The sequence below is a fragment of the Aliiroseovarius sp. YM-037 genome (assembly GCF_048060095.1).
In the GTDB taxonomy this organism is placed as follows: domain Bacteria; phylum Pseudomonadota; class Alphaproteobacteria; order Rhodobacterales; family Rhodobacteraceae; genus JBLUOA01.
This window is the reverse complement of record NZ_JBLUOA010000002.1, coordinates 230,442-251,460: the sequence shown is the minus strand read 5'-3', so window position 1 is coordinate 251,460 and position 21,019 is coordinate 230,442. Positions and strand designations below refer to the sequence as shown.

Sequence of the window (21,019 nt, the reverse complement as noted above, 5' to 3'; positions counted from 1 at the left end):
TAGGATCACCCCGCCCAACACTCTTTAATATGTGGAACGAGTCGTTCTGGTGTTCTTATTCGCCAGCCGCGCGGGCTTCGGGCTTGAAGCGTGTGTCTTCCGCGATCGTGAACTGACCACGTTTCAGTTTCACGATCCGCTCCTGACGGAGCAGTTGTCCGAAGGACCGCAGCCCGTCTTCGCGAACAAACTTGTCGTCGCCAAGAAACTCGGACGCGAGGCGCATTGCCTGCGGACGCGAGAAATGCGGGCAACCTTCAACATAGATCGTGTAGGCCGCCGCTGCTTCCAGAAGGTCCGGAAGCTCTGTCGCGCCCATGCTGCGTGCGAATTCGTCAAAGCGGGTTGATTCCGAAAAGATGTTTTCGTCCGCATCGTCTTCGGCGTCCTGCGCAAAGTCTTCATTCACTTCACGAAGGGCCGGAGCGGCGCCACCAACCCGACGCGGGCGAACGGATGCACCAAGGTTTGATTGCGGCGCTACATCGTCTTCCGGCGTGTCGATCCGCTGCTCTGAAACTAGCATCAGCGGCGCGGGTTGTTCAGGCTTTTCAACAATTTCTTCTACTTCGTCCTTTTCCGCATCCGCATCAGCGCGCGGAATCACAGCTTCGGCAAGATCGGCGCGGTAGGCATCCGTCTTGTCACCGCTTTCGCCCAGCGGGTCGGTCTTGACCAAGCGATCAGCGACCGTTGCCGCAACCGCAGCGCGCAGGTGCGAGATCGCAGAGCGGCGGCGGCTGGTTTCCGGGTTGTCGAATTGGCTGTTGGTTTCTTCCATCAGACGCTCGACAGAGGCTTCTTCCTCTTCGCTGTCGTGGGAAAGAATGTCACGTCCCCGGCGGTTGCGAACAGGGGCGGTCTGTCCCATCAACGCAGCGCTAAGGGCAGCATCCAATGCCTCATCGTTTTCGTTGTCATCCTCTTCCGAAGTCTCTGATTCTGCCGCGTCCTCAACGATCTCATCACTTTGGATCGTCTCTGAAGTAAAAGCATCGGCGTCTTCTTCGGTTTCGCCTTCGCTGTCGCCTTCGTCGTCCGACGTAAGCGCTTCTTGCTCAATCTCAGCGAGCGCGGACTGAAAATCGTTCTGGCCGCCCTCAAGCAAGCTTTTCGCGGCTTCTTCCTCGGCAAGATCAACGTCGTCGCTGTCTGCTTCGGATTCGGCCACTACGACTTCGGGCTCTTCCGCGATTTCTTCGAACTCCGGTGCCTCAACTGTTTCCGTCTCATCAATCGGTTCAAACTCTGCAACCGGTTCTTCTGCTACTTCGTCTTCAACCGCATCCGTAACGGTTGCGGCCACAGCAGCAGGCGCAGCAACAGCAGCCGCATCGCCACCTTTCATGCGAAGCGCACGAGCGCGCGCACGTTCTGCCGCTTCGGACGCAGAGGTCCGGGGGCGGCGACGGCGAGCGTTTGCATAAGGGTCGTCGCTATCGTCGGTTGCCTCTTCGACAGCCTCTTCAACGGCTTCCGGCGCTTCCTCAGCAACGGATTCTTCAACAGCGCGCTCTTCAACGGTTTCAACCGGTTCAGGCTCCGCGATCTCTGCCACGGGCTCTTCTTCGATGACCTCTTCTTCAAACTCTTCAACGGTTTCCGTCGCGAGCTCTTCAAGAACGGAGCCTGTATCGGCCTGCTCGACAATCTCTTCTGCGATCTCTTCGCTTGTCACCGGCTCATCATCGCTGACGCGATCAAGGATCGACGACAGTTCTTCGTCGGCTTCCGGTTCAGCCGCAACTTCTTCTTCTTCAACCGGGGCAAAATCCTCAGCAGCGGCTTCTTCTTCAAACACCGGTTCTTCGGCAATATCCTCGGCGACGAATTCTTCGGCCGCGGGTGCAGCGAAAACGTCGTCAGACGCGGTATCTTCACCTTCAACAAGCGGGTCGATTTCTTCGGCGTCGAACGCAGGCTCAACCGCCTGATTGCGGGCGACAACGGCGCGGATACGCTGCAATTTCGCAGCAACGCTTTCAGCGCTCTCAGCGTCATGGTCTACATCTGCGGGCTGCTCGGCCTCGTAAGTCGGCTCATATGCGGGCGCTTCGGAGGCGACATGGCCGATCTGCGGTTCCGCCTCACTCTGGCGCAGGACGACACCGCTGTTTCCCAGCTTGGCTTCGACGCGCTTTTGGGTTTCACGCTCCGCAATACGGGCGAGCATTTCTGCATCCGGCGTCGCAGGTTCGGCACCGAAATACCGGTCGTCTGAGGCGAGATCGCGAAAATACTCAGCGATCGCCTTCATCGTAGAAAAGGAATCATCAAAACCTTCCAGCGTGCAGGAGAAGGTTCCGTATGAAACCGTAAGGATTTTACTTGCACCGACCATAATGTGCTCGCTTTCTTTCTCTATTCAGCAACAAACTGTTTACCAATGTCTATGTCCCAGAAGGGCACAGAACTTAGATATTTCCGGTATCTTTTTGAGGCCAGAATGTGTCAAACCTCCTCAAAATGCGTGAACTGCCCATGAAAAGCCACATTGTACACGATTCGGAGCCAATTACGCTGCTTGGCGCCGGTTGTTTCGGCGACGACGCGCTTACCTCCGCGCTTTCGATTGGCCCGATTCTCGTCGCGGCTGATGGTGGCGCAAAACTGGCGCTGGAAAAAGGGCATATGCCACAAGCGGTTATCGGAGATTTCGATTCTCTCGATGTCGACAGCCGCGCGGTAATCCCCGAGAATCGGCTTCACTACATCCCGGAACAGGAAACGACGGACTTCGAAAAGTGTCTGACGCGTATTTCCGCCCCTCTGATCCTTGGCGTGGGCTTTGCAGGTGCGCGGCTTGACCACGAACTTGCCGCGCTGAACGCGCTGGTCCGGCACCCGCATAAACGCTGCGTTCTGATCGGGGCCGACGACATCACGTTTCTGGCCCCACCGGATATCAAACTCAACTTGCCCGACGGTAGCCGCCTGTCCCTGTTTCCATTCGGTCGGGTGAATGGCACGTCAGGGGGCTTGCGCTGGCCGATCAAAGGGCTGAAATTCGCGCCCGACGGTCGGATTGGCACGTCAAACGAGGTGATCGCTCCTCTCACTCTTCGCTTTGACGCTCCGAAAATGCTGATGCTTCTGCCACGGCAGGCGTTGGGTGAGGTGGCGGAGACGCTTGCCGCACTGCCCGAGACATGGCCTGCTCCCTGAACACGATATAAAGCCCCGCGCCGACAGTGATGAAGATTCCCACTGCCGCCAAACCGTTCGGCAAGTCGCGAAAGATCAGATAGCCGATCACGGTGGCGAACGGAATTTCGAGGTATTGAACTGGTGCCAGCGTCGCCGAGGGCGCGAACCGCAGCGACCAGGTCATCAACAGATGCGCCCCGGTCCCCAACGCGCCAATCGCCGCCAGTAGCGCCCAGTCGATTCCCGACGGCGCGATAAAGCCGAGGCCCGGAAATCCTGCCGCTTCGCCCACGAAGATCAGTGGCAGTAGAATTACGCACGCAACTAGTCCAGACACCATCTGCAGGCTGACAGGTTCCACGTCCTTGGCAATTTGCCGTGTCACCAGCATGAAAAACGCGAAATCAACAGCAACAACCAACGGAAGCAAAGCAGGCAAGCCGACATCCGCAAAGGCAGGTTGAACAACCAGCAATGTGCCGACGAACCCGATGCAGCACGCGATTAACCGGCGTGCTCCGACCTCCTCCTCAAGAACGAACTTGCCGAGAAGCAACATGATGAACGGCATGACGAAGGCGATTGCGACCGCATCCGCCAGCGGCAAATACCTGAGCGATGTGAACATCGCCCCAATCCCGATGATGTGCAGAACCGTCCGCACGATCGTCAGCCGCAGCACGCGCCCTGTGAAGCGCCAGTGCAGCCCCAACCACGCGACGAGCGGAAACAGGATCACTGCCTGCGCCGCGAAACGCACGATCAACAATTGGCCAAGCGGAATGCGGTCGCCCAGCACCTTGGCGATGGAGTCACCAAGCGGCGCCAGCACGCAAAAGCCAATCATCAGAAGAAGGCCAAGGAAGGGACGGTCCTGTGTCATCGCGCTACGCTATTGCGCCACTCCCGGACACACAAACCTGAAACGCACCACTCTCACCATTTTCCCGAAATATCCCCGCCGGAGGCAGCGTGACAGTCGCAGCAACCTCAGCAGTTCGGGATATTTACCGCCAATCCACCAAGCGAGGTTTCCTTATATTTCTCGCTCATGTCCTCACCGGTTTGGCGCATGGTTTCAATCGCGCTGTCAAGCGGTACCAAATGATTGCCGTCCCCTCGCAGGGCAAGCGACGCCGCGCTCACAGCCTTGATCGCGCCAAGCCCGTTGCGCTCAATGCACGGCACTTGGACCAGCCCTTTGACAGGATCGCAGGTCATGCCCAGATGATGCTCTAGCGCGATTTCAGCCGCGTTTTCAACCTGCTGCGGTGTTCCATCCATCACCGCACACAACCCAGCCGCCGCCATTGCGGCGGCGGAGCCGACTTCGGCCTGGCACCCGCATTCCGCGCCTGAAATTGACGCGTTGTGCTTCACTAGCCCGCCAATTGCCGCCGCAGTCAGCAGGAAATCTCCGACCCGCGTGACGGTCGCGGATGGCACGTGATCCAGCCAGTAGCGGATCACCGCCGGCACGACGCCTGCCGCCCCGTTGGTCGGTGCTGTGACGACCTGACCGCCGGCTGCGTTTTCCTCGTTCACCGCCATCGCGTAGACGCTCATCCAATCGTTGATCGTGTGCGGGGCCGACATGTTCAGCCCACGTTCAGACTCCAGCGCGTCGTGAATGCCCTTCGCCCTGCGTCGCACGCTTAGCCCTCCGGGCAGAATGCCATCGGTCCGAAGCCCGCGTTCGATACAGTTGTTCATCACCTGCCAGATCCGGCCCATGTCGTGATCCAACTCGGCGTGGCTCCGGTGAACAAGCTCGTTCGCGCGTTTCATTTCGGCAATCGACAGGCCGCTTTCATCGGCCATCTTCAGCATCCGCGCCGCTGTTTCGAACGGGTAGGGGTAGTCGCCCGGGGGTGTCGCTTTTTTCGCGTCCTGTCCCAGTTCATCTTCGCTCAGAACAAAACCACCGCCGATGGAGTAATATGTTTCCTGCAGAATGACGTCCCCCTGACTATCCGTCGCCATCAGGATCATCCCATTGGCATGGCCGGGCAGGGCGGGGCCGTAGTCAAACGTCAGGTCAGTTTCAGGATCGAAGCGAAGCGGGGGCAGACCCTCAGGCTCAACCAGTTTCGTTTCCCGAATGCGGGCGAGCGTTTCATCCGCTTTTTCCGCGTCATAGGTATCCGGCAGAAATCCCGACAGCCCCAAGATTGTTGCCCGATCCGTCGCGTGCCCAACCCCGGTAAAGGCGAGCGAGCCGTGAAGCGATCCGCGAACGCCCGCCGGGTTGAACGGGCTTTCGCGCAGCAGGTCAAGAAACCGCGCAGCGGCGACCATCGGGCCCATCGTGTGGGACGACGACGGGCCAACACCCACCTTGAACATGTCAAAAACCGATAGGAACACTAGGTATCGCCTTTCATGTTGCACTACCGCTTTCCGGCTCCGCATAGCGTGGCGCGGAAAACGGCGTCTTGCCAAGCCCTTCGGCTTTCGCTGCACGAAGGGTTGCGGGGCGCTGCTCCATCCGTTCGGCCAAACGGCGCAGCGCCGGCGTTCTGTCGATATCGAACCATGCGTGCCCCTGTTTGGGATATAGCGCGAGCCAGCGCAAGCAAGTCGCGAGATAGTAGTCGATGATCGACGGTTGCTCCGCCGAAAACCACTCGTGACCAGCGCCAGCGCATTCGTCGAACAGCGCCAGATGCCCGTCGATCCGGGCGTGGGTCTGGCGCGCCAGTGAGGTCTGAGCGTCACTGCCAACGCCAACATAGTTTTGGCCGTAAAACAACATCCGCATATCGGCGTGCAGCCCGTTCGACAGGTAGAACAGCCAAGATAGGAACGCAGCGCGATCAGGCGCGCCGGGTTGCGGGGCCATTTTGCCGAACGCCTCTGACAGCCACAGCAGAATAGCCGCCGTTTCAAAGATCGGACCGTCAGGCGTTTCCAGAACCGGGATCAACCCGCGCGGGTTAAGCCTGCGGTATGCCTCTCCGGCCTGCTCCTGCGCCGCGCGATCAATCAGGACCGTATCAAACGGCTGCGTCAACTCCTCCAGCACCAGCCGGACGATCAGCGAAGCGTTGTCGGGCGCGTAATGCAGCGTGAGCATTCGATCCTCCTGTCCCTGATCCTTCTCTATATCAATCCAGCCGATGACCTGCCCGAAAAGCGACCTGCCGGGGTGCAGATCAGACGTGAATCGGCGATTGCGGACCGTGCCGAGCGGTCGCCTTTGCGGCATCGCGTGGCTTTCGATGCAATTCCCCCCTCGCGGCCCAGCGACACATTTCGTATAAGGCCGACGAAACACTGGGGAGTCGCAGCCATGACCGGAGAACTGTCGCCAATCGACCGGGCCAAATTTGTCGCCGCAAAACGGGCATGTGACTATGTCGAAAGCGGGATGCGGATCGGCCTTGGAACAGGCTCAACCGCTGCGTGGATGGTGCGGTGCCTTGGCGAAATGGTGCGGCAGGACAACCTCAAGATCACCGGCGTTCCAACCTCCACCCGCACGGCGGAACTGGCACAACAAGTCGGTATCACCGTCACCTCGCTGGACGAGGCGAAATGGCTCGACCTGACGATTGACGGCGCGGACGAATTTGACAACGACCTCAACCTTATCAAGGGCGGCGGCGGCGCATTGCTTCAGGAAAAGATCGTCGCGACCGCGTCCGACCAGATGGTCGTCATCGCGGATGTCGGCAAGCATGTCGAACACCTCGGCGCATTTCCCTTGCCGATTGAGGTGATCCCGTTTGGTTGGCAAACCACCAAGGCGCTGGTTGAGGAAACGCTGATCGGTCTTGATGTTCTGGGCCGGGCGACCTCTCTGCGCTTGAACGGCGACGCACCTTTCGTGACGGATGAAGGCAACTTTATACTTGATCTGCACCTCAATCGGATCGGCAATGCCCGGCAATTGTCGATGATTATCAATCAGATTCCGGGCGTTGTTGAAAATGGGCTTTTCATAGATATCTGTGATGCGGTGATTGTTGGTCACGGCGACGGCAAGGTTGAGGTGCACGACATCAACGCCGGCACCGTCGAAGAAGAACGCATCGACATCGCCGAAAACGCGAATTTGTTTTCCGATCTTTGAAGGCTGGGGTTTCCATGGATTTCGACTACGACCTTTTTGTCATCGGTGGCGGCTCCGGTGGGGTCCGGGCCGCGCGGCTTGCCGCGACCGAAGGCAACGCCCGCGTCGCACTGGCCGAGGAATACCGCTATGGCGGCACCTGCGTCATCCGTGGTTGTGTGCCAAAAAAGCTGATGGTGTTCGCGTCAGGCTATGGCGAGATGATGGAAGACGCCCGCGCCTATGGCTGGGATGTTGAGGCGGGCGATTTCGATTGGCAAGTGTTCCGCCCCCGGCTTCATGCGGAGCTTGACCGGCTGGAAGGCATCTATCGCAACATTCTGAAATCAAACGGTGTTGAAACATTTGACGCCCGCGCCGAACTGATCGACGCACATACGATCAAACTGTCGACTGGCCAAACCGTGACCGCAAAGCACATCCTGCTGGCGACCGGCGGCCACCCGTTCACGCCTGATATCGAAGGGGCAGAACATACGATCACCTCGAACGATATTTTTCTGCTGGATGAGTTGCCAAAGTCGATCCTGATTGTCGGTGGCGGTTTTATTGCTTGCGAATTTGCCTGCATCCTTCACGGGCTGGGCGTTCAGGTGACTCAATACTATCGCGGCGAAATGATCTTGCGCGGCTTCGATTTCGAAAGCGCGAGCCATATTGCCGCTGCGATGCAGGAACGCGGCATCGATCTGCGCCTGCGCACCAACGCAACTACAATCAAAAAGGTCGATGGCGGCCTGTCGGTGACAGATACCGACGGTCGCGAAACGATGTTCGAAAAGGTCATGTTCGCGACGGGCCGGAAGCCCAACACATCGGACATGGGTTTGGAAAATGCAGGTGTCACGCTTGGCAAAGGCGGGCAGGTTGAGGTCGATGATTATTCCCAAAGCTCTGTCCCGACGATCTATGCCGTCGGCGACGTGACGAACCGGATCAATCTGACGCCCGTCGCCATCCGCGAAGGCGCGGCCTTCGTCGAAACCGTGTTCAAGGATAACCCAACACCTGTCGACCACCACCTTGTTCCCTCGGCGGTTTTCACGCAGCCCGAACTCGGCACAATCGGCATGAGCGAGGAGGACGCGCGTGACGAAGGCCCGATTGAGGTCTACGAAACCCGCTTCAAGGGAATGCAATCCGCCTTTGCCGGGCGCGAGGATAAGGTTTACATGAAGCTGATCGTGTCGAAGGCTGATCGCCGCGTGCTTGGCTGCCATATCGTCGCGGATCACGCGGGTGAGTTGATCCAGCTCGCCGGGATCGCCGTAAAGATGGGGGCCACGAAAGAGGACTTTGACCGCACCGTCGCGGTCCACCCAACCATGTCGGAGGAACTTGTAACGATGAAGACTCCGGTGAGAGAAACTTGAAAAAACGTGATAATGTGACCACGTTGGCAACACGTCATTGACCAAGAAAAGGGAAATTACCCGAATGGCAGGAAATAACGGCGGCCCTTGGGGCGGCGGATCGGGCGGCGGAAACGACCGCGGCGACGACAATAAGGGTGGCGGTGGACGCAAGCCGGAAGGCGAAGGCGGCCAGATTCCCGAAATCGAAGAGATTATGAACAAGGGCCGCGAACAGCTTCGCGTTCTGATGGGTGGCCGGGGTGGCGGCGACGGTGGTCGCGGCGCCGGAAGCGGTGGCCCGAGTGGCCCGCGCTTGACCCGTGGAACCGTTGGTTTGGGTGCCCTCGTGCTGATCGTGGTGTGGGCTGTTATGTCGTTTTACACTGTGAAACCCGAAGAACAGTCCGTTGAACTGTTCCTTGGCGAATACTCCTCGACCGGGCAGCCGGGCCTAAACTTCGCGCCGTGGCCCGTTGTTAGCGCTGAAGTTATCCCAGTGACCCGAGAGCAGACCCTTGATATCGGCGTTGGCCGTCAAGGGTCCGAAGCCGGTCTGATGCTGACCGGCGACGAAAACATCGTCGATATTGATTTCCAGGTCGTCTGGAACATCAATGACCCAGCGAAATTCCTGTTTAACCTGCGTGACCCGGAACCGACGATTGCCGCCGTTGCCGAATCTGCGATGCGTGAAATTATTGCCCAGTCGGAACTTTCCCCAATCCTGAACCGGGACCGGGAATCGATTGCGACGCGCTTGCTGGACCTGATGCAGCTGACGCTCGACAGCTATGACAGTGGCGTCACGATCATCCGCGTTAACTTTGACAAGGCCGACCCGCCGGAAACAGTGATCGACGCGTTCCGCGACGTTCAGGCTGCGGAACAAGAACGCGACCGCTTCCAGAAGCAGGCCGACGCCTACGCGAACCGCGTTTTGGCTGAGGCCCGTGGTGAAGCCGCGCAGGTTCTGGAACAAGCCGAAGGATATCGCGCCCGTGTCGTCAACGAAGCCGAAGGTGAGGCCAGCCGCTTCTCCGCCGTGCTTGAAGAATACGTGAAAGCGCCCGAAGTGACGCGCCGCCGCCTATATATTGAGACGATGGAGCAAGTGCTTGGCTCAGTCGACAAGATCATTCTTGACGATAACGCCGGCGGACAAGGGCAGGGCGTCGTGCCCTACCTGCCGCTAAACGAGCTGCGCCGTAACTCTTCCGAGGGGAATAACTGATGCGTAAATCCACAATCATACTGCCGATCGTCGTGATCGTGATTGCGGCTGTTCTTTCCTCGGTTTTCATCGTGGATGAACGCGAAAAGGCCTTGATCCTACAATTTGGCCGCGTTGTCGACGTTAAGGAAGAGCCCGGTCTTGGCTTCAAAATTCCGCTGATTCAAGAGGTTGTGCGCTATGACGACCGTATCCTCAGCCGCGATATTGATCCGCTTGAGGTGACACCACTTGATGACCGCCGTCTGGTCGTTGACGCATTCGCCCGGTATCGCATCGCTGACGTCGAGCAGTTCCGTCAGGCCGTTGGTGTCGGTGGCATTGCGGCGGCAGAGGTGCGCTTGGATTCAATCCTGCGATCTAAAACACGAGAGATTTTGGGCTCTGTCAGCTCGAATGATATCCTGAGTTCGGACCGTGCGACGCTGATGCTCCGTATCCGAAACGCCGCGATCTTCGAAGCGCGTGCGCTGGGCCTCGAAATCATCGACGTGCGTTTGAAACGCACCGACCTTCCGCGCGAAAACCTGCAAGCGACGTTTGACCGGATGCGGGCCGAGCGTGAACGCGAAGCGACCGACGAACGCGCCCGCGGTGCGGAGGCCGCGCAGCGTATTCAGGCACAGGCTGACAGAACGGTTGTCGAACTCGTCTCCGACGCCAAGCGTCAGTCAGAGATCATCCGGGGTGAGGCCGACGCCCGCCGAAACGCGATCTTTGCCGAGGCGTTCGGCGCTGACCCGGAATTCTTTGAATTCTACAGGTCGCTTTCGGCCTATCGTCAATCGCTTCAGGGCAGCAATACGACAATGGTCCTGTCACCTGACAGCGAATTCTTTGACTACCTTGAAACGGACCAACCCCGGTAATGGCAACGCTGCTACTGGGACTTGGACTCGTCTTCGCGGTTGAGGGGCTGGTGCTTGCGCTGGCCCCTTCGCGTATCGAGGATATACTTGAAACCCTTAGATTAATGTCGATCGAACGACGCCGTATGATTGGCCTTTTCGCGATTGCCGCAGGTGTTGCGATAATCTGGCTTGCAAAGGCGGTGCTGGGTGCGTGACACTTCAAAACAAGCAAACGCGCTCACGTTGTTGTTATGTCCAAACACGGAACCACAGTTGAAGATTCCGACAATCGTTCAAAATATAGAGTAGACAGGCCCGCACGGACGGGCGACGAAAAGCCGAAAACGAAGGAGTTCGCAGTGAAACCTCAGGCAATTTCGATTCCTCAGCAAGCAGGAGCAGACAGAATGCTGCGCGCGTTCTGGGTTCTGGTGTTGAGCTTTGCGCTCTTGATCGCCCAGGCGCTTTCGGCCGCCGCACGCGGCGCCCCGGAAAGCTTTGCTGACCTCGCTGACAAGGTCAGCCCCGCAGTTGTGAATATCACCACATCCACGACGGTCGCCACACGCGGCGGCCCCATGCCGATGGTGCCCGAAGGTTCCCCGTTCGAAGATTTCTTCCGTGAATTCAACGAACGCGGCCCGCAAGGTGATCAACCGCCCCGCCGCAGCCAAGCGCTCGGTTCGGGTTTCGTGATCTCTGAAGATGGGTTCATCGTTACCAACAACCACGTCATCGAAGGCGCGGATGAGATCCTTATCGAGTTTTTCTCGGGCGAGGAACTGCCGGCCGAAGTCGTCGGAACCGACCCGAACACCGACATCGCGCTGTTGAAGGTCGAAAGTGACTCTCCGCTGGTGTTCGTCCCGTTTGGTGACAGCGATGTCATGCGCGTTGGCGATTGGGTCATGGCGATGGGCAACCCGCTTGGGCAGGGCTTCTCGGTCTCGGCGGGGATTGTATCCGCCCGCAACCGCGCGCTGTCCGGGACCTATGACGACTACATCCAGACCGACGCCGCCATCAACCGCGGCAACTCCGGCGGTCCGTTGTTCAACATGGATGGCGAAGTGATCGGCGTGAACACCGCGATCCTTAGCCCGAACGGTGGGTCCATCGGCATCGGGTTCTCAATGGCATCCGGTGTTGTGACCCGTGTTGTTGACCAGTTGAAAGAGTTTGGCGAAACCCGCCGCGGCTGGCTTGGTGTCCGCATTCAGGATGTGACCGACGATGTGGCCGAGGCGATGGGTCTGACCGAAACCTCTGGCGCGCTTGTGACAGACGTTCCCGAAGGTCCGGCTGCCGAAGCCGGGATGGAGCAGGGCGACGTGATCGTATCGTTTGACGGCGTCGAAGTTGCCGACACCCGCGATCTTGTCCGTCAGGTTGGCAATACCGAGGTCGGCAAGACCGTCCGCGTTGTCGTCAACCGCGAGGGCAGCACAGAAACCCTTCGCGTGACGCTTGGCCGTCGTGAAACCGCCGAAGGCAGCATTCCCGCCGTTGGGTCTGTCCCGGACAAACCCGCCACCGAAGAGGTGCTTGGCCTAACCCTGTCCGAAATGACCGACGAATTGCGCGAACAACTTGGTCTCGACACCAGCGATGATGGCTTGGTCATCACCGATGTCGCAACCGAATCCGGCGCTTATTCCAAAGGCATCCGGGCCGGCGACATCGTGACCGAAGCTGGCCAACAGCGCGTCCGCACCATCGAGGATCTGCAAGCCCGGATCGAAGATGCCCGCAACGCCGGGCGCAAGTCGATCCTGCTGCTGGTCCGTCGCGAAGGCGACCCGCGCTTTGTGGCGTTGCCGCTTAGCTAAGGTGCGACTTTCGCATTGAATTAGAAGGGGCGCCCGCAACGGTGCCCCTTCTTCGTAAGGCAACACACCAACCCTCTGGACAAAAAAGACTCTGGCATGGGCGCGTTTCGCCCGCTAAGGACGTTTTGATGAATTCTCGTTAAGGAACGAAGGCGGATGGCAAAGATCACCTATATCGAACATAACGGCACCGAACACGTTGTTGACGTTGCCGATGGCCTGACCGTGATGGAAGGCGCGCGCGACAATAATATTCCCGGTATCGAAGCAGATTGCGGCGGCGCCTGCGCCTGTTCGACCTGTCATGTCTACGTGCACCCTGACTGGGTCGAAAAGCTGCCCGCGAAGGACGCGATGGAAGAAGACATGCTCGACTTTGCGTATGAACCTGACACGACCCGATCCCGCCTGACCTGTCAGTTGAAGGTCAGCGATGCGGTCGATGGTCTGATCGTTCAGATGCCCGAAAAACAAATCTGATGTTGCGGGCGGCAGCCCTATTGGCCGCCGCGTTATCGGCGGGCGCGGCGTCCGCCGACGTTCTCAGCGCCCGGTATCTGGAACCGACAGATCGCTACAATCACGGCGTTCTGGGTGACGCTATCGAATACGGTGCGCTGGAGATGCGGTTCGACAATCCGACATCCACCCCTCAGCGCGGAACGGCCCTTGTCCGTTTGCCCTCAGATCATGTGTTCGAAGACACCGCCCCCCGCCTTGCCGATGTGGACGGTGATGGCGACCGCGAAATGATCGTCGTCGAAACCGATGTTCGTCAGGGCGCCGCACTTGCGATCTATGACGAAACCGGGAAACTTGCCGAAACCCCGCATATTGGCCAGACCCGCCGCTGGCTTGCGCCGCTGGGGGTGGCTGATCTCGACGGCGACGGCCTGATCGAACTCGCCTATATCGACCGGCCGCACCTCGCGAAAACACTCCGCATCTGGCGCTATCAGGATGGACGGCTGATCCCGATCGCCGACAGGCCCGGCCTGACCAATCATCGGATCGGGCAGGACTACATTTCGGGCGGTATCCGCGATTGTGGCGGCGGGCCGGAAATCATCACGGCGAACGCGGACTGGACGCAGGTCGTCGCCTCCCGCCTCGCAGGTGGCAGCGTCACGACCCGCGTCCTTGGCCCCTTCAATAACCGCGCCAGCCTAACCGACGCGCTTGCCTGCAAGGGCTGACCCGGCTTTCATCTTTCCAGAAATATCCTCGGGGGAGTCCTTTGGCATCGCCAAAGGGCGGGGGCAGACAGCCCCCTACAACGCGCGCCAGCCGATGTCTTTGCGGCAGAACCCTTCCGGCCAGTCTATCGCCTCAACCATCGCATAGGCTCGGTCGCGGGCGTCCTGCAAGCTGTCGCCCCGCGCGGTCACATTCAGGACGCGCCCACCGTTTGCGACCACCGACCCACCATCAAGGACAGTCCCGGCGTGAAAGGTCATTTCGCTGCTCGTCTCCGGCAACCCATCAAGGCCGCGAATGACGCTGCCCTTGTCGTAGCTGCCGGGATAGCCCTTCGCGGCCATCACAACCGTCAGTGCGTGATCCTCGGCCCAGTTGACGCGCGCATCGGCCAAGCGCCCCTCCGCGCAAGCCAGCATGAGGTCGAGCGCTTGCGCGCCCAGCCGCATCATCAGCACCTGACATTCCGGGTCACCGAAGCGCACGTTGTATTCCACCAACCGTGGTGCACCGTCCTTGATCATCAGACCCGCATAAAGCACCCCTTGATAGGGTGTGCCGCGCCGCGCCATCTCGGCCACTGTTGGGCGGATGATCTCGGCCAAGGCCCGTTCTGCAATCTCATCCGTCAGGACCGGCGCGGGGGAGTATGCGCCCATCCCGCCGGTGTTCGGCCCTGTGTCGCCTTCGCCAACCCGTTTATGGTCCTGCGCCGTGCCAATCGGCAGCACGTCCGTTCCGTCGCATAGGATGAAGAACGACGCTTCTTCGCCCTCCATGAATTCCTCGATCACAACCTCAGCCCCGGCTGCGCCGAACTCTCCACCGAACATATCGTCGATCGCGGCGAGCGCTTCGTCGTCGGTCATCGCAACGATCACGCCCTTGCCAGCGGCGAGGCCATCGGCCTTCACAACAATCGGCGCGCCCTGTTCGCGGATGTAATCCTTGGCCGGGGCGGCCTCCGTAAACCGGGCGTAGCCAGCCGTTGGCGCACCGGACGCGTCGCAAATCTCCTTGGTAAACGCTTTCGAGGCCTCGAGCTTTGCCGCAGCGGCAGAGGGGCCGAAACACGCGACCCCGGCATCACGCAGACGGTCCGCGACGCCAGCGGCCAGTGGGGCTTCTGGCCCGACAATCACGAAATCAACCGCGTTTTCCTCGGCAAAGGTGACGACCGCGCCGCCATCCATGATGTCGAGCTTGGCGCATTCTGCAATCTCGGCCATGCCCGCATTGCCCGGTGCGGCGATCAGGCGGTCACATTTCGGGTTCTGTTTGACCGCCCATGCAAGGCTGTGTTCCCGCCCGCCGCTTCCGAGAATGAGGATGTTCATGCATGTCTCCTTGGCCTTCGCTTGGCAGCGTTCTAAGGTGCGGGCGAGGCCAAGACAAGCGAGGCACGATGTCCGACCTGATCGACGATCCTGAACCAGGGCAAAATGCACCCGAATACACGGTGACAGAGATTTCCGGCGCGGTGAAACGCACCATCGAAGGCGCGTTTTCGCGGGTTCGCATCCGGGGCGAGGTTGGCCGCGTGTCGCGCCCGCGGTCGGGGCATATCTACCTTGACTTGAAGGATGATCGTTCGGTCCTGTCCGGCGTTATCTGGAAGGGCGTTTCGGCCCGTCTGAAGGTGCAGCCCGAAGAGGGGATGGAGGTCGTCGCTACCGGCAAGATCACGACCTTTGGCGGCCAGTCGAAGTACCAGATCGTGATTGACGATATCGCCCCGGCGGGCATGGGCGCCCTGATGGCGATGCTGGAAAAACGCAAGAAGGCGCTTGAGGCTGAAGGGCTGTTCGCCGCCGACCGCAAGCGCCCGCTGCCGTATCTGCCCGAAGTCATCGGCGTCATCACCTCACCCTCTGGCGCTGTCATCCGCGATATTCTCCACCGTCTGCGGGATCGGTTTCCCCGCAAGGTGCTGATTTGGCCGGTCGCCGTGCAGGGCGATAAATGCGCGCCGGAAGTCACCCGCGCCATCGAAGGGTTCAACGCAATGACACCCGGTGGCGCGTTGCCGCGCCCGGACCTGCTGATCGTTGCGCGGGGCGGCGGGTCTATCGAAGACCTTTGGGGTTTCAACGAGGAATCCGTCGCCCGCGCCGCTGCCGCGTCGGACATTCCGCTGATCTCTGCGGTGGGGCACGAAACGGATACGACGCTGATCGACTTCGTGTCTGACCTGCGCGCGCCGACGCCGACGGCTGCGGCGGAACATGCGGTTCCGGTCAGGCTCGAACTGCTTGGTTGGGTCGGGCAGCAGGATAGCCGACTGACCCGCGCACTCAGCCTTGCGATCAGTCAGCGCGGCCAGCGTTTGCGCGACCTTGCGCGGGCTTTGCCTCGACCACAAACGCTAGTCGCGGATGCAAGCCAGCGACTTGATCGCTGGGCCGAACGTCTGCCCGGCGCGCTAAGCCTGCTGGCCGAAAAGAAACGCGGCGCGATGACAGCGGCAGCGTCGGGTCTGCGCCCTTCGGTTCTGGGCGGGCGGGTCGTGCAGCACCGCCAGACCGTCGATAAGTTAAGCGCACGGCTTGGTCCGGGTCTGAGCCGGAGCATCACGCAACAACGCAGGGACCTAAGCCATCAGGCGTCCCGATTGCGCTTGCCCGCGCTGCAACAGGATTTGAAGCGTCGGCGGGATGACTACGACCGGCTCGCCGCACGTCTGACCGACAGCGCGACGGCGCAAGTCACCGGTTGGCGAACGCAACTTGATGCGCGGGACCGTCTGCGGCAAACGCTCGGCTACACCGAAACGCTGAAGCGCGGCTATGCGGTGGTGCGGGGCGACGGGCAGGTTGTCACCACCGCCGCTGCCGCCAAGAAGGCAGACGCGATTGAGATTGAATTTCAGGACGGTCGCATAGCCCCCGGCGGCGCGAAACCGAAACCAGCCAGCAAGCCCACGCCGCCAAAGCCGGAGCAGGGCAGCCTGTTTTAGCGGCAATGGCCTAGTCAGACGCCGACGTCCGGCCCCAGACAGCGAAGCGGATCGTCGCTCTGGCTCATCTCATAAAGCGTCGTCGCGTTGGGGTCGTTTTCGAACCGGGCGATCAACCCGCCTTCGTCCTGCTGATAGAAGGACCAGCATTGCGGCACCGGGTTTGCGTCATAGACAAAGCAGATCAGGTCGAGTTCGACGAACCATTCGCCCTCTTCGCATTGCCCATCCAGAAACGTCCACCGCACGCGACGGTTCGGCAGATATTCCTCCGCCCCGTAAGGCTCTGAATTTTGGCCGTAATAAAAGGTCCGCCCCTCTGTCATCTGTTCAAACATTTCCGGGGTCACGAGGGTTTCGGCCGAAGCAACCGTGGATGAGAGTATGAGGAAAACGAGAGGTTTCATAGGATTATCTTGCCAAATCGAAATGGCCTTGACCAGAGCACGCTTGTCCAGTCAGGCGACGTCTTGCCGAACACGCCGCAGCCGCGCTCGTTCGGTCCAAAGCTCGGCCAGCGGGTCCATCTTCTTGCGCCAAAGGACGGGGATCAGGGCGAGCGCGGCCATCATCGGCAGGCTATGGGGCAGGGTGGGCGCGGTATCGGGTTCCGGCATCGAAAGCTGCGGAAAGGGCGCGTCGGGCCTAAGGTGGTGGTCGCTGTGGCGGGGCAGATTCAGCATCATCAAACCGGACAACCAATGCGGCGCGCTCCATGCGTGGGTAGGGGCGACGGGTTCGGTCGTTCCGTCTGGTCGCACGCTTCGGGACAGGCCGTAGTGTTGAACATAGGCGACCAGCAATATCTGAAGTTGAACGAACGCGGCCAGCCCGATGTAGATCAAGCAGCCAAGCCCGCCCCCGATCAGCCAAGCCAAGAACAGGCAAAGCAGCCCAGTGCCGATATCGACCATGTAGGGGTGCGTCAGCCGGGTATATCGCGGGCGCTTCAGGCGTTGCGCCTCAAGCTCTGCCCGGTAGCCGGACAGCAATGCGCCAAACCAGCAGCGGGGCGCAAAGCGGTAGAAGGATTCGGTGGGTTTCGCGGTGCAAGGATCGCTGGGTGTCGCAACAAGGCGGTGGTGTATCCGCTGATGCGCGGCGGCGTAGTGCCCGAACAGAACAGAGGCATAGATCGCCCGGCCCACTGACGCGGCATTCGGATCGGACCTGTGCAACATCTCATGCGCGTTGGCGGCGCTGGTTTGGCCAAGGTAAAGGCCCACGGCTGCGAATAGCCCGATTTTCTCCGCCATCGAGAAGGTTTCACCGCTGATCGTCAGAACGGCGACGAACAGGCAGGCGAAATGCATAACGCTCAGGATCATCGAAAGCCGTTCGCCGCCGATCTCTGCCGTGCCATCTGGGCTGGGAGATATCTGGATTTTCGGCAGCGCGTCGAACTGCACCACACCGACCGTCAGATAGGCACAGGCGACGGCGATCCACACTCCGCCAGATGCGGCCGCCATGCCGAGCAGCAGAACCGGCGCCAGTGTCGCCAATCCAAAGGCTGCAATCGGATATTTCATCCCTGTTCTCCCTTCGGGCATTCTTCCCGTCCCGGCGAAATCGGGCCGGATTACGAATATCAGACAAGATGGTAACGCATATGGCAACGGGGGCGTCGCTTTTGTCGTGGTCTTGCATGGCTTTGTGGCGATAAGGTCAGGCAAAACCAAGGACGGGTGCGACATGGCGGCAGTAGCGGATAAGGGCGTTTGGAAGTCCGGCAAAGGCAAAGGGCGTCGGACGCCTAAAGGTCGCCAGCTTGAAGATGGCGCTTGGGAAGAGGTTCGCGCGCTGCTTGGCGACGCACCGCGCCGCCGCGATTTGCTGATCGAATACCTGCACTTGATCCAAGACACCTACGGCCACCTTTCGGCTGCTCACCTGCGGGCGCTGGCCGAGGAACTTGGCACCGCGCAGGCCGAAATTTACGAAGTCGCCAGCTTTTACGCCCATTTCGACGTGGTGAAAGAGGGTGAAACCCCGCCTCCGCAACTGACGATTCGGGTGTGCGATTCCCTTAGCTGCGAGCTTGCCGGTGCGCAGGAACTGATGGCCGCATTGAAAGACGGGCTGGACGCGTCCGAGGTCCGCGTGGTCCGCGCGCCCTGCATGGGCCGTTGTGACACCGCCCCGGTGTTGGAGCTTGGGCACAACCACATTGACCACGCGACCCCTGAAAAGGTCGCGGGTGCGATCAAGGCGGGCGACACCCACGTGCATCTGCCCGAATATGAAACCTACGACGTCTACGCCGGGGGTGGCGGCTATCGGGTTCTGAAAGATTTGCGGGCCAGCGGTGATTGGGAAGCGGTGCAGGAGAAAGTGCTCTCCTCTGGCCTGCGCGGGCTTGGCGGGGCGGGGTTCCCGTCAGGCAAGAAATGGGGTTTTGTCCGTGCTGAATCCGGGCCGCGCTATCTGGCCGTGAATGGGGACGAAGGCGAACCGGGCACTTTCAAGGATCGCTATTACCTCGAACGGGTGCCGCATCTGTTTCTGGAAGGCATGTTGATCGCCGCGTGGGCGGTCGAGGCGGAGCGTTGCTTTATCTACATGCGCGACGAATACCCGGCAGTGCTTGAGGTTTTGCGCCGCGAAATCAAGGCGTTGGAAGGCGCGGGTGTTGTCGAGGAAGGCTATATCGACCTGCGGCGCGGTGCCGGTGCCTATATCTGCGGCGAAGAAAGCGCGATGATTGAATCGATCGAAGGGAAGCGTGGCCTTCCACGCCACCGCCCGCCTTTCGTTGCGCAAGTCGGCGTGTTCAATCGCCCGACGCTGGTTCACAACGTCGAAACGCTCCACTGGGTTGCGAAGGTCTGCCGCGAGGGGCCAGAGGTGCTGAGCGCGACCGAAAAGAACGGGCGTAAAGGGCTGCGCAGCTATTCCGTGTCCGGGCGGGTCAAGAACCCGGGCGTGCATCTGTTGGCTGCGGGATCGACAATCACCGACATCATCGAAGCCGCTGGTGGAATGTTCGACGGGCACGCGTTCAAGGCTTACCAACCGGGCGGACCAAGCTCTGGCCTGCTACCTGCGTCGATGGATGACATCCCGCTTGATTTCGACACGTTGCAGCCGCATGGCAGCTTTATTGGCTCTGCCGCTGTTGTGGTCCTGTCAGATCAGGATAGCGCCCGCGCCGCCGCGTTGAACATGCTGCGGTTCTTTGAGGATGAGAGCTGTGGCCAATGCACGCCGTGCCGCGTCGGATGCGAAAAGGCGGTGAAGCTGATGCAGGCCGACCGATGGGACCAACCGCTGCTGGAGGAGCTTTGCACCGCGATGGCCGATGCGTCGATCTGCGGTCTGGGGCAGGCGGCGCCGAACCCGATCCGCATGACGATCAAGCATTTCCCGGACGAGGTGTAAGGCGCTTTAAGCGCCGAACGTTCTGAAAACCATTGGAATCGCGTCAAATTCCGCGGAACTGCGCAGCCAGCGCACCGGTTTGGTGATGACCTCAACCCAACGCATCCGCCTGCACCAAGCCTTTGCCGCCGCCCAAATTCCGGCGGTATCCGTCGCGCGGTAAGCGTCAATGGCCGCATCCACTTCGGCGCTTGGCTTGCCCGCAACGGCATGGGCATTGAAGACAAACATGATGAGGTCTTGCATGTGCCCCTTGGGGGTGTTGCGGCTGCCGGAATAACGCTCCAAGTCGATGAAGGTGATTTCTCCGTCCTGCCAGCATATGTCCTTGAGGTTCGGTCGCCCGTGACTGACGCCGCGCTTGTGAAGGCCGGACAATGCCTCCCCCGCCGCGCGGAAAATCTGAATACGCTCAGCATCCGTTCCGACCCCCTGCTGCAAAATCTGGCTGAGCGGTTGTCCGCAATCGGGGAGCGCGAAGAAATCCGCCCCCTCCGCCACGATGGGCGGCACCGGCGCGTCGATGGTTGCCAGGTGATGGAGCGCCGCGCGCTCCCGTTCAAACCCCTTCGATGGATCGCCCTTCTGTAAACGGCGGCGTAAATCAAGTGTTTCGCGCTGCTTGATCCAGAGCGTCCGCTCGTTGACCTCCAACCGCGACACCCGTCCCGGATCGGTCGCAAGATGGGTCCGAATGCGGTCAGTCAGGTCAGCGGGCGGGTCACAAGTCTCGGTCATCGGGCTGATATAGCGGGATTGCACGCCAATACAATCGCCCTCGCATGTTTTGCCCACCCGACCCCTTCCATCCCGGGCCACCGTGGAATAGTTGATTGGGATACGTTGAAAGGCTTTGCAATGTCGTTTTTCAAAAAGCTCAAGACCCGCCTGTTCAAATCCTCATCGAAGATCGAAGAGGGGATCGACGCGATTGTCGAAGAAGGCGGCGAGGAAGAGGAACTGCTTGACGAGGCGCAGGTCGCCGCAGACTCTCAGC

Annotated in this window: 19 protein-coding genes; 11 read left to right on the top strand and 8 right to left on the bottom strand. The window is 60.1% G+C overall.

What is annotated here, in order from left to right; translation table 11 throughout:
* Positions 1-55 precede the first annotated feature (55 nt).
* On the bottom strand, positions 56-2,257 hold the full coding sequence (locus ACEWPJ_RS11750; RefSeq protein ID WP_416513273.1) for a hypothetical protein: 2,202 nt from the start codon (positions 2,255-2,257) through the stop codon (positions 56-58).
* Positions 2,258-2,481: 224 nt separating this feature from the next.
* Here ACEWPJ_RS11750 and ACEWPJ_RS11745 point away from each other — a divergent pair, with 224 nt between their 5' ends.
* Complete coding sequence (locus ACEWPJ_RS11745) at positions 2,482-3,165, top strand: thiamine diphosphokinase (RefSeq protein ID WP_416513271.1); 684 nt, start codon at positions 2,482-2,484, stop codon at positions 3,163-3,165.
* Here the strand turns inward: ACEWPJ_RS11745 and ACEWPJ_RS11740 are convergent.
* From ACEWPJ_RS11740 to ACEWPJ_RS11730, 3 genes are all read right to left on the bottom strand, one after another.
* Entirely contained in the window at positions 3,056-4,030 is a 975-nt protein-coding gene (locus tag ACEWPJ_RS11740; RefSeq protein ID WP_416513269.1) for a DMT family transporter, read from the bottom strand. The genes ACEWPJ_RS11745 and ACEWPJ_RS11740 overlap by 110 nt on opposite strands.
* A gap of 107 nt (positions 4,031-4,137) precedes the next feature.
* Complete coding sequence (locus tag ACEWPJ_RS11735) at positions 4,138-5,514, bottom strand: L-serine ammonia-lyase (protein ID WP_416513267.1); 1,377 nt, start codon at positions 5,512-5,514, stop codon at positions 4,138-4,140.
* Between the two features lie 13 nt (positions 5,515-5,527).
* The gene (locus ACEWPJ_RS11730; protein ID WP_416513265.1) at positions 5,528-6,355 is read right to left on the bottom strand and encodes a glutathione S-transferase family protein; all 828 of its coding nucleotides are present in this window, start codon (positions 6,353-6,355) and stop codon (positions 5,528-5,530) included.
* An 84-nt stretch (positions 6,356-6,439) separates the two neighbouring features.
* Here ACEWPJ_RS11730 and rpiA point away from each other — a divergent pair, with 84 nt between their 5' ends.
* From rpiA to ACEWPJ_RS11690, 8 genes are all read left to right on the top strand, one after another.
* On the top strand, positions 6,440-7,222 hold the full coding sequence (rpiA, locus tag ACEWPJ_RS11725) for a ribose-5-phosphate isomerase RpiA (RefSeq protein ID WP_416513263.1): 783 nt from the start codon (positions 6,440-6,442) through the stop codon (positions 7,220-7,222).
* Between the two features lie 14 nt (positions 7,223-7,236).
* Positions 7,237-8,595: a glutathione-disulfide reductase gene (gene gor / locus ACEWPJ_RS11720; RefSeq protein ID WP_416513261.1), complete on the top strand. Its 1,359-nt coding sequence runs from the start codon at positions 7,237-7,239 to the stop codon at positions 8,593-8,595.
* A gap of 64 nt (positions 8,596-8,659) precedes the next feature.
* Complete coding sequence (gene hflK / locus ACEWPJ_RS11715) at positions 8,660-9,808, top strand: FtsH protease activity modulator HflK (RefSeq protein WP_416513259.1); 1,149 nt, start codon at positions 8,660-8,662, stop codon at positions 9,806-9,808.
* On the top strand, positions 9,808-10,677 hold the full coding sequence (gene hflC, locus ACEWPJ_RS11710) for a protease modulator HflC (protein ID WP_416513257.1): 870 nt from the start codon (positions 9,808-9,810) through the stop codon (positions 10,675-10,677). The genes hflK and hflC overlap by 1 nt, the downstream gene beginning before the upstream one ends.
* A complete protein-coding gene (locus tag ACEWPJ_RS11705; RefSeq protein ID WP_416513255.1) occupies positions 10,677-10,874 on the top strand; it encodes a DUF2065 domain-containing protein in 198 nt (65 codons plus the stop codon). The genes hflC and ACEWPJ_RS11705 overlap by 1 nt, the downstream gene beginning before the upstream one ends.
* Positions 10,875-11,066: 192 nt before the next feature.
* Positions 11,067-12,488, top strand: a complete 1,422-nt coding sequence (locus tag ACEWPJ_RS11700) for a Do family serine endopeptidase (RefSeq protein ID WP_416513253.1) — start codon at positions 11,067-11,069, stop codon at positions 12,486-12,488.
* 156 nt (positions 12,489-12,644) lie between these two features.
* The gene (locus ACEWPJ_RS11695; protein WP_416513252.1) at positions 12,645-12,968 is read left to right on the top strand and encodes a 2Fe-2S iron-sulfur cluster-binding protein; all 324 of its coding nucleotides are present in this window, start codon (positions 12,645-12,647) and stop codon (positions 12,966-12,968) included.
* Positions 12,968-13,684 (top strand): FG-GAP repeat domain-containing protein, encoded by a 717-nt coding sequence (locus ACEWPJ_RS11690; protein ID WP_416513251.1) that lies wholly within the window; start codon positions 12,968-12,970, stop codon positions 13,682-13,684. The genes ACEWPJ_RS11695 and ACEWPJ_RS11690 overlap by 1 nt, the downstream gene beginning before the upstream one ends.
* Before the next feature lie 75 nt (positions 13,685-13,759).
* On the opposite strand, the gene purD is transcribed toward ACEWPJ_RS11690, so the two are convergent.
* A complete protein-coding gene (gene purD, locus ACEWPJ_RS11685) occupies positions 13,760-15,022 on the bottom strand; it encodes a phosphoribosylamine--glycine ligase (RefSeq protein ID WP_416513249.1) in 1,263 nt (420 codons plus the stop codon).
* Positions 15,023-15,090: 68 nt separating this feature from the next.
* On the opposite strand from purD, the gene xseA reads away from it, so the two are divergent.
* Positions 15,091-16,641, top strand: coding sequence for an exodeoxyribonuclease VII large subunit (gene xseA, locus ACEWPJ_RS11680; RefSeq protein WP_416513248.1), 1,551 nt, complete (start codon positions 15,091-15,093; stop codon positions 16,639-16,641).
* Between the two features lie 14 nt (positions 16,642-16,655).
* On the opposite strand, the gene ACEWPJ_RS11675 is transcribed toward xseA, so the two are convergent.
* A complete protein-coding gene (locus tag ACEWPJ_RS11675) occupies positions 16,656-17,048 on the bottom strand; it encodes a hypothetical protein (RefSeq protein WP_416513247.1) in 393 nt (130 codons plus the stop codon).
* Positions 17,049-17,099: 51 nt separating this feature from the next.
* Positions 17,100-18,173 (bottom strand): alkane 1-monooxygenase, encoded by a 1,074-nt coding sequence (locus ACEWPJ_RS11670; RefSeq protein ID WP_416513246.1) that lies wholly within the window; start codon positions 18,171-18,173, stop codon positions 17,100-17,102.
* Positions 18,174-18,336: 163 nt separating this feature from the next.
* On the opposite strand from ACEWPJ_RS11670, the gene ACEWPJ_RS11665 reads away from it, so the two are divergent.
* A complete protein-coding gene (locus ACEWPJ_RS11665) occupies positions 18,337-20,022 on the top strand; it encodes an NAD(P)H-dependent oxidoreductase subunit E (protein ID WP_416513245.1) in 1,686 nt (561 codons plus the stop codon).
* 6 nt (positions 20,023-20,028) lie between these two features.
* On the opposite strand, the gene ACEWPJ_RS11660 is transcribed toward ACEWPJ_RS11665, so the two are convergent.
* Positions 20,029-20,817, bottom strand: a complete 789-nt coding sequence (locus tag ACEWPJ_RS11660) for a hypothetical protein (RefSeq protein WP_416513244.1) — start codon at positions 20,815-20,817, stop codon at positions 20,029-20,031.
* Positions 20,818-21,019 lie beyond the last annotated feature (202 nt).

Coding starts and splice junctions, on each gene's coding strand:
- ACEWPJ_RS11750 (WP_416513273.1), bottom strand. CDS start 2,257: ATGAAGGCGATCGCTGAGTATTTTCGCGATCTCGCCTCAGACGACCGG.
- ACEWPJ_RS11745 (WP_416513271.1), top strand. CDS start 2,482: ATGAAAAGCCACATTGTACACGATTCGGAGCCAATTACGCTGCTTGGC.
- ACEWPJ_RS11740 (WP_416513269.1), bottom strand. CDS start 4,030: ATGACACAGGACCGTCCCTTCCTTGGCCTTCTTCTGATGATTGGCTTT.
- ACEWPJ_RS11730 (WP_416513265.1), bottom strand. CDS start 6,355: ATGCCGCAAAGGCGACCGCTCGGCACGGTCCGCAATCGCCGATTCACG.
- rpiA (WP_416513263.1), top strand. CDS start 6,440: ATGACCGGAGAACTGTCGCCAATCGACCGGGCCAAATTTGTCGCCGCA.
- gor (WP_416513261.1), top strand. CDS start 7,237: ATGGATTTCGACTACGACCTTTTTGTCATCGGTGGCGGCTCCGGTGGG.
- hflK (WP_416513259.1), top strand. CDS start 8,660: ATGGCAGGAAATAACGGCGGCCCTTGGGGCGGCGGATCGGGCGGCGGA.
- hflC (WP_416513257.1), top strand. CDS start 9,808: ATGCGTAAATCCACAATCATACTGCCGATCGTCGTGATCGTGATTGCG.
- ACEWPJ_RS11705 (WP_416513255.1), top strand. CDS start 10,677: ATGGCAACGCTGCTACTGGGACTTGGACTCGTCTTCGCGGTTGAGGGG.
- ACEWPJ_RS11700 (WP_416513253.1), top strand. CDS start 11,067: ATGCTGCGCGCGTTCTGGGTTCTGGTGTTGAGCTTTGCGCTCTTGATC.
- ACEWPJ_RS11695 (WP_416513252.1), top strand. CDS start 12,645: ATGGCAAAGATCACCTATATCGAACATAACGGCACCGAACACGTTGTT.
- ACEWPJ_RS11690 (WP_416513251.1), top strand. CDS start 12,968: ATGTTGCGGGCGGCAGCCCTATTGGCCGCCGCGTTATCGGCGGGCGCG.
- purD (WP_416513249.1), bottom strand. CDS start 15,022: ATGAACATCCTCATTCTCGGAAGCGGCGGGCGGGAACACAGCCTTGCA.
- xseA (WP_416513248.1), top strand. CDS start 15,091: ATGTCCGACCTGATCGACGATCCTGAACCAGGGCAAAATGCACCCGAA.
- ACEWPJ_RS11675 (WP_416513247.1), bottom strand. CDS start 17,048: ATGAAACCTCTCGTTTTCCTCATACTCTCATCCACGGTTGCTTCGGCC.
- ACEWPJ_RS11670 (WP_416513246.1), bottom strand. CDS start 18,173: ATGAAATATCCGATTGCAGCCTTTGGATTGGCGACACTGGCGCCGGTT.
- ACEWPJ_RS11665 (WP_416513245.1), top strand. CDS start 18,337: ATGGCGGCAGTAGCGGATAAGGGCGTTTGGAAGTCCGGCAAAGGCAAA.